Source organism: Labilibaculum sp. (assembly GCF_041595635.1).
In the GTDB taxonomy this organism is placed as follows: domain Bacteria; phylum Bacteroidota; class Bacteroidia; order Bacteroidales; family Marinifilaceae; genus Labilibaculum.
Map to the genome: position 1 here is coordinate 38411 of NZ_JBFHJW010000025.1, position 11019 is coordinate 49429.

Sequence of the window (11019 nt, forward strand, 5' to 3'; positions counted from 1 at the left end):
TTCTCTTTCTGAAAGTTTTTTCGGGCAATTAGCTTGAAAAGAAAGTATCTTTTCACAGGATTTCTATTTTATTTGTGTTGTAATGTAGTCATATACGGCTGTATGTTTATTTGATTTGGCAAAATCCAGCGATGACTCTCCATCAATATCTACCATTTTTAAATCTGCTCCGTGTTCAACTAAAACCTTAAGAACTTCGAGCTGGCCTTCGGAGGAAGCCATCATTGCAGCAGTCCATTTTTCTTCATTGTCAACCATATTCGGCTTGGCTCCCGATTGTAATAAGGTAAGTACTGTTGGTACGAAGGGGCCTGTAGATGCAAACATTAATGCTGTTCTATGAATAGTGTCAGTTAAATTTACATCTGCATTGTTGGTAATTAGTAGTTTAACTATTTCGTTATGTCCATTATAAGCGGCTAGCATTAGAGGAGTTCGCTTGTTAACGTCGGTAAAATTCACATTAAATCCCTTATTCAAAGCATCTTTCACAATTTCAATTTCACCATTCAAAGCACTTTGCATAATTAGATCATTATCAATTTTCTGAACCGAATCAACACTTGTTTTTTCTGTGTTGGTGTTATTTGTATCGTTCGATTTAGGAGGTTTTGTGTTGCAACTGTAGGTGCTGAATCCTATGATACTAATGGCGGCAAATAATTGTAGTTTGTTCATGATTGTATTTCTGTTTCGATTAATTGGACGCTAAAGGTAATACAAGAGAATAAAATAGTAAAAGTTTTAAAAAGTAAATTGAAAGATGTGTTTATTGTTTTGAAACGATTCAATAAAGCCTCTGAGAAGTTATTTAGAGGAAAGAACACGTTTCTGTTCCATGTGGCTACAATTTGAACGAAGCTATAATGACAAAGGGATGTGTGTTTTCGAAATGAAAGTACATGCGTTCAACGGATTACTTGCATTGTAAATAGCATCTGGCTAAAGTGCTTGAAAAGGTATTTGGTTACAGAACTGCAACCTTTTTTGTAGAAGTTTTTGTTAGGTTGTGAAAGTTCGAATCGCTAAGCATATTTACAATTAGTAGGTAAGAAGTCTAGTATTCCACTCGATTCTATATTTGGAATAGCTTGTATTAATCAGGCTCTTTGCGTTGGAAAAATCTTCGATTCGGAGAACAATTAGCAATAGTTTTCTTCTACTACTTCCAATTCATAATGGCTTGTTTTAGGATCTTTCAAACGTGAAATAGGTATGTATATTTGTTATTTATTATAGAAATAATTCTTCAATAATAGTTTGTGCATTAGAAAATTGAATTGAATAAATTGAATGAGCTTTATCTGTGTTATTACTAGTTGTTTAAAGGGGCTTGTATTCGAAACGGCTTATAATTTACTCATTAATACGATTTGACATCAATTTAGATTTTTTACTTACCTATCTGGCTTTTTCATTAATCTCTTATTGTTTCAGGAAGTAATTTAATTGTATCAGTTCTTCATTAAATTAGTAATAAAATAGTTGCACTTAATGTAGAGATGAGGCGAGGTGCTGTTAAAATCACTTTTTTAAATGGGTATAAATTGATATTGAAAGGTTTTTTGCAATGGGTGTTTTCACTCATTTCTTATATGTTGTACAGTATTTCGTACAAAATTTAATGTATTTTACAAATCTGATATTTTAAGCAGATAATTCTTTGACATACAGCATTTTGCGTAGGTGTATTTAGTGATGAGAATCGGTGTTCAAACGATTACGGAGGTAATATGGTGTTTTTAAACAGTTTCATATCTACAATGAAAGTATATATATTCGCCATTATATAATGAAATAATTCTTTAAATGGATTTAAAGATGAAACAATCAGATTTATATGAATTGAGACAAAAAAATAGTTCTACAATCGAAATGTAAATCGCAATAAAAAATTTAGCAATAGATATAGCAGTTGAAGTAAAATAGAAATTACTTAGCACATTACTAGAAAAAAAATATAAAATGAAGGTATCTGAAAAATTAGATCTCTTAAAGAAAAAAAGAGAAGAAGTTAAAAAGATGGGCGGAGATGCTCGTGTTGCCAAGCAACATGAAAAGGGTAAGCTTTCTGCTCGCGAGAGAATAGACTTGCTTTTTGATGAAGGAAGTTTTAAAGAATTGGATATGTTTGTGAAACATCGTTGTGTGAATTTTGGTTTCGAAACAACTGAAATTGCTGCGGACGGTGTAATTATTGGCCATGGTTTAGTTAATGGTCGCCCAGTATTTGCTTACTCTCAGGATTTTACCTCTCGAGGAGGATCTTTAGGTGAAATGCATGCTGCAAAAATCTGTAAAATAATGGATTTGGCTGTAAGTGCTGGTGCTCCTGTTGTTGGACTTAACGATTCGGGTGGAGCTCGTGTTGAAGAAGGTGTTGATGCTTTAAAAGGTTATGGTGACGTTTTTATGCGTAACTCAAGAGCTTCTGGAGTAATTCCACAGATTTCTGCTATTTTGGGTCCTTGTGCCGGTGGAGCAGTTTACTCTCCAGCAATGACTGACTTTGTATACATGGTTAAAAAGCAGAGTCACATGTTTATTACATCTCCTTATGTAATTAAAACAGTAACAGGTGAAGAAACTACTTTTGAAGAGCTTGGTGGAGCTATGGCTCACAATGCTAAAAGTGGTAACGCACATTTTGCATGTGATTCAGATGAAGAAACAATTGAATCGATTCGTGATATTTTAAGCTACCTACCAAATAATAACTTAGAGGAAACTCCTCAGTTGCCAATGGGTGACGATCCTGAGCGTGTTTGTGAAGAATTGGATACAATAATTCCAGATGATCCAAAAACACCTTACGATATGAAGGGTGTTATCGAATCAGTTCTTGATCAGGGTGAGTTTTACGAAGTACATGAGTACTATGCTGAGAATGCAATTGTTGGTTTTGGTCGATTAGACAACCAATCGGTAGGTATTATCGCAAACCAACCAATGATTCAGGCAGGTTGTTTAGATATTGATGCTTCTGATAAAATTTCTCGCTTTGTTCGTACTTGTGATGCCTTTAATATTCCATTGATCACATTTGTTGATGTTCCAGGATACCTTCCAGGAGTTCAGCAAGAGTTAGGTGGTATTATCCGTCACGGAGCAAAATTACTTTGGAGTTATGCTGAAGCAACTGTACCTAAATTTACAGTGGTAACAAGAAAAGATTATGGTGGAGCTTATTTAGCAATGTGTGCTAAGCCATTAGGAGCTGATATGGTATTTGCATGGCCAACTGCCGAAATTGCAGTAATGGGTGCTAAAGGTGCTGTGGAAGTAATTTCTACTTACAAAAAAGAAATTGCTGCTGCTGATGATAGACAAGCTAAAACTGATGAGAAAATTAAGGAGTACGAAGAAGCATTTAACGTTCCTTATTTGGCAGCTCAACGTGGACATATCGACGACGTAATTCTTCCTAGCGAAACTCGTTCAAGATTGATTCATGCTATGAAAGCTATGCGTACAAAAGCAGAGGTTTTACCAGCTAAGAAGCACGGAAATATTCCATTGTAAAAAAAAAGACTTTTAATAAATTAATTATTAATACGAATAATTATGACACGAGAAGAAAAGATTAAAAAAGCAGTTCTTATAGCAGTTGCTCACCACATAGAGTTAGAGAAAGCAGAAGCATTAAAAGGAAAAAATTCTACTAATGATTCATGGTCACGTACAGGCATTAAAATGATGATGACTAAACGTAAGATTGTACAACTTCGTGGTCGAAGTCTACGTAGTGCATAATTCTATTTTCCCCTTTATTGGGAAAAGTATTAATTCAAGAAAAATAAAAAAATAATATCATGATATTTGATAAGCACGGGGTTTTACAAATGACCCAAATGAATTATGGCAGCGACCGTCCAAAAGCTGAAAATCCAATTAAAATTAACGACGTAAGTTTACGTGATGGACACCAGTCATTATTTGCAACTCGCGGTCGTACTGAAGATATGTTGCCAGTAGCAGAAATGATTGATGACGCAGGATATCATTCTGTAGAAACATGGGGAGGCGCTACTTTTGATACGATGCACCGTTTCTTGGGTGAAGATCCATGGGAGCGTTTAAGAGTGTTGAAAAAACACATGCCAAAAACTCCATTTTCTATGCTTCTTCGTGGACAGAATGTGGTAGGATACCGTAACTATGCTGATGATGTGGTTCAATCTTTTGTTCAAAGATCAATCGATAATGGTATGGATATCTTCCGTTGTTTTGATGCATTGAATGATTTCAGAAATTTCGAAACAGCAGCTAAGGTTATTAAGGATAATAAAAAGCACTTACAAGGTGTTGTATGTTATACTTTGAACCAACCTCGTTTGGGTGGTGAAGTATACAATATGGAATACTACCTTAATAAAGTAAAAGATCTTATCGAATTCGGTGTTGATTCTGTTTGTATCAAGGATATGGCCGGATTGATAGCTCCTTATGATATTTACAATTTGGTTCGCGAAATCAAGAAATTTACTGATACACCAATTAACTTGCATACTCACTTTACTTCAGGTATGGGCGACCTTGCAATTTTTAAAGCAATCGAAGCTGGTGTAGATATTGTTGATACCTGTATTGGACCTTACGCTTACCGTACTTCTCACCCAGCAGTTGAGCCAATGATTATGTCTTTATTGGGTACTAACCGCGACTCAGGAATGGATATTAATAAAATTAATGCCATTGCTGCTGAAATGGAGAAATACATTCCTAAATACAAGCACTTAGACAATAATCCTAAGTATGCGACTACTGATATCAATGTATTATTACACCAAACTCCAGGTGGAATGCTTTCTAACTTGGTAAATCAGTTGAAAGCTATGGACGCATTGGATAAGTTACCAGAAGTATATCGTTTACTTCCTAAAGTTCGTAAAGATCTAGGTAATATTCCTTTGGTAACTCCTACATCTCAAATTGTTGGTGTACAAACAGTAAATAATGTACTATTCGATTCTTACGAAGGAGAATATGCACAAATTACAAAAGAGGTAAAAGACCTTTGTTACGGATTGTATGGTAAAACAACTCATCCAATCAACCCTGAAGTTCAAAAGAAAGCTCTTAAAGATTATCCTCGTGGTGAAGAACCTATTACAGTTCGTCCAGGATCTATTCTTGAGCCAGAAATGGAAGCTGTTAAAACTGAATTTGGGGATCTTGCCAAAGATATCGATGATGAAGTTTTATGCGCTCTTTATCCTGTAACAGGAAAACGTTTCCTAAAATGGAAATATGGTTTGGAAGAAGTTCCAGCTGATGTTAAGGCTAAAACCATGGCAGAAGTTGAGAAAGAGAACGAGTTGGTAAGAAAAGCTCTTTCTGGAGAACTTACTTCTAAAGGAAAAGGTACTGGTCGTGAATTAGAAGTTACTGTTGATGGCGAAACTTTCACAGTAGAGATTAACGATCCTAACGGACCGGCTACTCCTCAATTTAAAGGACGTAAGAAAAAGGACGCTTCAAAAGACGAAATGGAGTCTGGTAGCGTTGTTGCTCCAATCCCAGGTATGATTGTAGAGTGCAAAGTAAAAGTTGGTGACGAAGTTAAAGTAGGAGATACATTAGTAGTATTGGAAGCTATGAAGATGATGAATAATCTTGATGCTAAAGCTGAAGGTACTGTCAAAGAAATTAAATGTGATTCTGGTGATTCTGTTGCTAAAGGCGATTTGCTATTGGTAATTGAACCAAAAGCCTAATGATTATTTAAACTATTGATTTAACACCCTCTGATTTTTTTCAGAGGGTGTTTTTTTTTATTCTGATTTCTTAATTGAAACCATACTTAGGGTGACCTCAACTCTTGAATGAACACATGTTTTAAACTGCTGCGAACTTCGTGGCCATTTTTTATCGTAGCTGAATGACTGATTATGATTTTGAAGAACAATATTTATTTTGTTGCAAAGGTCTGTAATATTAATAGTCTGTATTTGGATAAAAAATATCCATCATCACCATCGCAAAACTGCTATTTAGTATATAAAGTGCAGAAGATTGCTGATATTGAATTAATGAAAACATAAATAACAGATTAACCTTGCTCCCGTAAATTTATAATCTGCGGGTAAGGAGTTATGGATTTCTAATCAGGCTCTTGTATATTTGCAGGTGTCGGGATTTTTAACCTAGAAGATTAAACACAAATTCTCAGGGGTCATTAACGAAACAAACAGCATAGCGCTTACAAAGCAGTTGTAGCCAATTGAAAGATGCCGTTCCATTTTAGATAAATTTATTTATAATCCAATTGAGGATGAATCACTAAAAATTCAGAATAATTATGATACAAGACAAATACCAAGAAGCTATTGAGTTTGCTGGAGAGAAACATAAAAATCAAATAATGCCAGGAACAAACTCAAATTATTTGCTTCATATATCCAATGTTGCGATGGAGGTATTGATAGCGTATAAAGAGAGGCAAGATTTTGATATTAATTTAGCAATTCAATTAGCAATATTACACGATACGATTGAAGATACTGACACTGAGTTTGATGAATTAAAAGATAAATTTGGAGAAAAAGTAGCAATTGGCGTATTGGCTCTAACTAAAAATGAGAATTTACCTTCAAAATTAGAGCAGATGAAAGATAGCCTCAAAAGAATCAATAAGTTGACCAAAGAGGTTGGAATTGTAAAGCTCGCAGATAGAATAACAAATTTACAGGAACCTCCATATTATTGGACAAATGAGAAAAAAATAAGTTACTCAAAAGAAGCTGAAATTATAAATCAGACCTTAAAAAACAAGAACGACTATTTGAGTAAGAGGTTGGAAGCTAAAATCATAGACTATGGTAAATATGTGAAGTAATAAGGTGTTCATCCTCGCTTGCGTGACCTTGTAGCTGATGTTCTGTACAAGTAGTAAAACATCTGATCTTGCAAATTTGAAATTAGATTATTAAACAAAAGCGGGGCCGCGTCCTTTTCAGTTCTAACAAGTTTCAAAATTAATTTAACTAAAACTATACCCGATAAGCTATGCGTACATAAATATTGCAATCGTGTCACTACCCATATTTATAAAAGAAAAAAGAAAATTACTGAATCTGACTCAACAAAATCTGGCTGATAAGGTGAGTGTTGGTATTCGATTTATTCGTGATTTAGAACAGGGTAAATCTACACTGAGAATGGATAAAGTCAATCAGGTTTTAAACTTGTTTGGTCAGGAACTAGGTCTAGTATCTTTAAATAAAAATACGATACTTCAAGCTGCTGCGATTTTCGTAGCAGCTTTTTGTTTAGGAGTGTATTATGATGCGAAAAGTGTTGCAACCATGTTGCAACCAGTTGAAAAAGAAAAAGGCTTTCATTTCTGAAAGCCTTTATTTTGCTAGTCGGGGCGAGAAGATTCGAACTTCCGACCCCACGCCCCAGGAACTTTCCAGAGCTTCTTTTGTATTAAAAAAACGGGGCGACGATATCAATTTACAATGTAAAACTCATACTTGCGTTCAGGAATTTAAGCGTCACCTCACAAACCTACATATCGAATTTATCGCCGAAGTACACGATAATCTTGCCAATTTATCAACCAGGCAAGATTTTGATTTTTATCTCGGGATGCTTTTGAGTGCCTTCGAATTGCTTAAAGATTTAATCGGTTCCTACATCGAATTTGAATACATGTCTGCTAATGGAAAAGGGGAATCCAACGAGATTGCCAAAAGTTCATGCATTTGTTTTAAGCAGAGTGATATCGTTCAAAAGAAGCAATATCATCAATACCAAAAATCCATTATCGAAAGATCCATTGATTTAGTTTCTTCTTTCAGGCAAGAAGCCCAACTGAGTTTAATGGGGCCAGATAAAATTACAATTATGCACGAAATGGCTGAGTTTGTGTCTAGTTTAAGTCAATTGCGGGCAGAACTGGGGCGGATGTCTTCTGATCGAAAAAAAATAAAGTTCTTAATTACCCAGCGAAAGAAGTTAGCCATTGAATTTGTCGATAAGGGAATTGACTTGTACAACTCTTCAATCAATATCTGGTTCGAAACCAGAATTGAAGCTTGTAAAGAGTCAATCGTGAATCAACAAAAAAAACAGAAAAACAAAAAACCATCTCTTTTCTGGATGGGCAGCAAAAACGATTTTCTGGAACTCATGATGTCTTTTGATCAGACAAAGATCATTGGAGATAGCAATGGAAAAGCAGTTTCAAGAAAGGATTTGATTCTGAAATTTTCAAAATTTTTAGGCATACAGGAAATTCCAGACTTTGAAAGCCGAATTACAAAATTGATGAGCCGGAACAATCCAACCGCTTTTCTCGATCGCTTGCGCGATAAAATGAAAAGCCTGAAAAACAAGAAAGGATTTTGATTCTTATTTGAACGCAAAAAATAAGTAGGATAATTCTGATTATAAAACGAGCTTTATCCTTACATATAAACTTGCATCAATTTACCTGCAAGCTGTATGCAACTTGCATCCTCATCGAAGCAATTCAAGCATTAAGAAAGCAAATATACTTTTTGGGTAAATTTTTTAATCTTCTGTATCTCTTTGTATATGGTTGTTTCGGAGAATTCCGCCAGAAGGCACAAAAAATTTTCTATATGCAAGCTGCATAATCGTTAAATTTTACTTTTCTAAACTTGTTGTATCATTTTAGTTAAACATTATTGAGTTGTAATGCCGATATATAATTTGCTGGCCTTTGCGCAAAGCAGACGAAGGTATTTAGAAATTAACAATCGGTATTGTATAAAATTTTACAACATGCAAAACGAAAAGGAATTACTAAAAATGTTCCTCACACTTTTGGAGAAAACCAAAACCATAGAGGAGCAACTCAGAAAAATTTCTCTGAACGAGAGAAACCCATTAGGAGACACCTACCTCGATACCGATGAGGTCTGCGATCTCCTGAAAGTCTGCAAGCGCACCTTGCAAAAACACCGCGATGAGGCCAGCATCTCCTACATTCAATTCGGAGGCAAAACCCTCTACAAACTCAGCGACATCCAGGAAGCCCTCGAGAAAAACTACCAGGCCGCCATCAATCGCTAAAACGTAGGGTTAAGGAGTAAAAGTCGCACCAGTTTCGTTTTTTTCCTTTAACCTTTAACCTTTACACTTTCTCCTTTAACCTTTATTCTTGAAACTTGCCACTTTACCATCTCCAGCTCGTCTGGTCCCGAGTATCGGGATTAACCTTTAACCTTTCTCCTTTAACCTTGCAAGCTATGCGCAGCATGAACATCCCCATAGAACTATTGGTTTTTGCCCTTTCCAAACGGAAGGTCAGTCAGGTACGACTCTATTTGTACCTCAAAAGCCAGTGCTCGGGATATTTGCCATGGACAAAGCAAATCAAAGAAAAAGTAAAGAAAGATCTGGCCATTAAAGACAGCCGAACCATCGATCGCAACCTCCACTGGTTGCTAAAAAATAGGTGGATTACCAAGAATGCCAAAAGAGGATCCATCCGGATAGTCAGTTATTTGGTGCTTTCCAAAAAGCTCCAATTCCGCTCTGCTACTGGCGCGATTTTCAGCACCATAGATTTCCAGAATTTCCGTCCATTCATTTATGCCGCAGTGGTCACTTATTATTTACACTACAAGCATAGGATAGCCAAACAATCGGAACGAAAAAAAGGGCGTTCCACTACGAATTGTAGCTTCCGCGATATGCCTGCTGAATATTTGGCCAATGTACTCAGGTTGGGAAAATCGACCATCGTTCGATACCGACAAAAAGCATGGGATGCCGGATTCATCAAGATGAAGCATCGATACAAACCACTTTTCATTCCCGTAGAGGAAATCGGATTTTGTCGCATTTATGGCGATGAGGAAGCCTGGCAACTGGTCATTCACAACAATCAGGTCAAGATTCAGCTTTCCAATGCCATAACGAGCTACATTCATTTGCGCACAAAACCCGGCTTGAAAAAGCACATCCACCCAACGGAAAAAGTGGACCCGTTATAAGAAGGGATCCTAAGGGAAGACGGCGCAAGCCGGAATTCCCGAAAGGATCATTAGCCGAAGGCTAAAATATTTATCCTTTACCCTCTAGCTCGTCTGGTCCCGAGTATCGGGATTGTCCTTTAACCTTTAACCTTTTTACTTGAGCTGAAAGCTGTTCGTTGATTCCTGAAAGCTCATTATTAATTCTTAATTATCTACACCATGCAAACTCTAAAATCCTACCTCAAAAACCTCCAAACCCAAATTAAAATTCTTATCGGATTCTATTTGGAAAACGAAGTCTTACTCTCTCACCAGCTCATTCAGATTATGGATCAGGCTCAACTCGATCTTAAAGATCTATTGCAGATAAAGGCTGAACTCGACAGAAAGATCAATTGGATCACATTCATTGAAACCATTGCCAACCATCCCCGATATTTCGTGCTCGATACCCCAGGGAAGTTGATTGCCACCTACACCCAAAAGGAAGATTTTAGAAAAATATCACCGGCTCTCAGTACTTTTCTGGTTTATGCCAATAGCATTGCTGATATCATGTACAAGTCCAATAGCAGCCTCATCGAAAATCTGCCTCCCTTGTATCAATCTATCCTGAATCAAAGCAGGAAGAACAAGCAGGAAGGATTTCATCATGCCTTGGTGAAAATTATTTACGAAACACCATATCCCGATATCCTCGCTGCAGAATACATTCGCATCACCACCTTGCTCTACGATACCTACAAAAGCAAAACATCCCTGCAGCTCATCCTTTCCACCCTCAATCAAGAATTCTAATGCATTTTTCGCACAGCCGTAGCACGCAATAAATTTTCGGCATCATTTCGTACAGCCGTAGCACGCTACGGCTCCAATCTCCTATTTCATATAGAAAATCTCAAATCCCCACACATGAATACCCTTTTCACCCTTCGCCATCTTCAAAGCAAGATTCGCCTCATCCGCGCCATCCATCTCTACAAGCTAAAATTTGAAGAGCTCACAGCAGAGGAGGAGAGAAGCACCCGACTCGAATTATCCGATTTCGATCTCCTCCAGGAAGAAA

10 protein-coding genes are annotated in these 11019 nt (G+C 36.5%); 9 read left to right on the plus strand and 1 reads right to left on the minus strand.

What is annotated here, in order from left to right:
* Positions 1 to 63: 63 nt before the first annotated feature.
* Complete coding sequence (locus tag ABYT26_RS09215) at positions 64 to 678, minus strand: ankyrin repeat domain-containing protein (RefSeq protein ID WP_372753125.1); 615 nt, start codon at positions 676 to 678, stop codon at positions 64 to 66.
* Between the two features lie 1287 nt (positions 679 to 1965).
* On the opposite strand from ABYT26_RS09215, the gene ABYT26_RS09220 reads away from it, so the two are divergent.
* The 9 genes from ABYT26_RS09220 to ABYT26_RS09260 all read left to right on the plus strand — a co-directional run bounded on the left by ABYT26_RS09220 (position 1966) and on the right by ABYT26_RS09260 (position 10751).
* Complete coding sequence (locus ABYT26_RS09220) at positions 1966 to 3522, plus strand: acyl-CoA carboxylase subunit beta (RefSeq protein WP_372753127.1); 1557 nt, start codon at positions 1966 to 1968, stop codon at positions 3520 to 3522.
* A gap of 42 nt (positions 3523 to 3564) precedes the next feature.
* Positions 3565 to 3753 (plus strand): hypothetical protein, encoded by a 189-nt coding sequence (locus tag ABYT26_RS09225; RefSeq protein ID WP_372753129.1) that lies wholly within the window; start codon positions 3565 to 3567, stop codon positions 3751 to 3753.
* A gap of 59 nt (positions 3754 to 3812) precedes the next feature.
* The gene (locus ABYT26_RS09230) at positions 3813 to 5717 is read left to right on the plus strand and encodes a pyruvate carboxylase subunit B (protein ID WP_372753131.1); all 1905 of its coding nucleotides are present in this window, start codon (positions 3813 to 3815) and stop codon (positions 5715 to 5717) included.
* Positions 5718 to 6301: 584 nt separating this feature from the next.
* Complete coding sequence (locus ABYT26_RS09235) at positions 6302 to 6838, plus strand: HD domain-containing protein (RefSeq protein WP_372753133.1); 537 nt, start codon at positions 6302 to 6304, stop codon at positions 6836 to 6838.
* Positions 6839 to 7031: 193 nt separating this feature from the next.
* Positions 7032 to 7349: a helix-turn-helix transcriptional regulator gene (locus ABYT26_RS09240; protein WP_372753135.1), complete on the plus strand. Its 318-nt coding sequence runs from the start codon at positions 7032 to 7034 to the stop codon at positions 7347 to 7349.
* The gene (locus ABYT26_RS09245) at positions 7321 to 8355 is read left to right on the plus strand and encodes an RteC domain-containing protein (protein WP_372753137.1); all 1035 of its coding nucleotides are present in this window, start codon (positions 7321 to 7323) and stop codon (positions 8353 to 8355) included. Before ABYT26_RS09240 ends, ABYT26_RS09245 begins: the two co-directional genes overlap by 29 nt.
* A 312-nt stretch (positions 8356 to 8667) precedes the next feature.
* On the plus strand, positions 8668 to 9045 hold the full coding sequence (locus ABYT26_RS09250) for a helix-turn-helix domain-containing protein (RefSeq protein ID WP_372753139.1): 378 nt from the start codon (positions 8668 to 8670) through the stop codon (positions 9043 to 9045).
* A 185-nt stretch (positions 9046 to 9230) separates the two neighbouring features.
* Entirely contained in the window at positions 9231 to 9971 is a 741-nt protein-coding gene (locus ABYT26_RS09255; protein ID WP_372753141.1) for a hypothetical protein, read from the plus strand.
* Positions 9972 to 10172: 201 nt separating this feature from the next.
* The gene (locus ABYT26_RS09260) at positions 10173 to 10751 is read left to right on the plus strand and encodes a hypothetical protein (protein WP_372753143.1); all 579 of its coding nucleotides are present in this window, start codon (positions 10173 to 10175) and stop codon (positions 10749 to 10751) included.
* Positions 10752 to 11019: the final 268 nt, after the last annotated feature.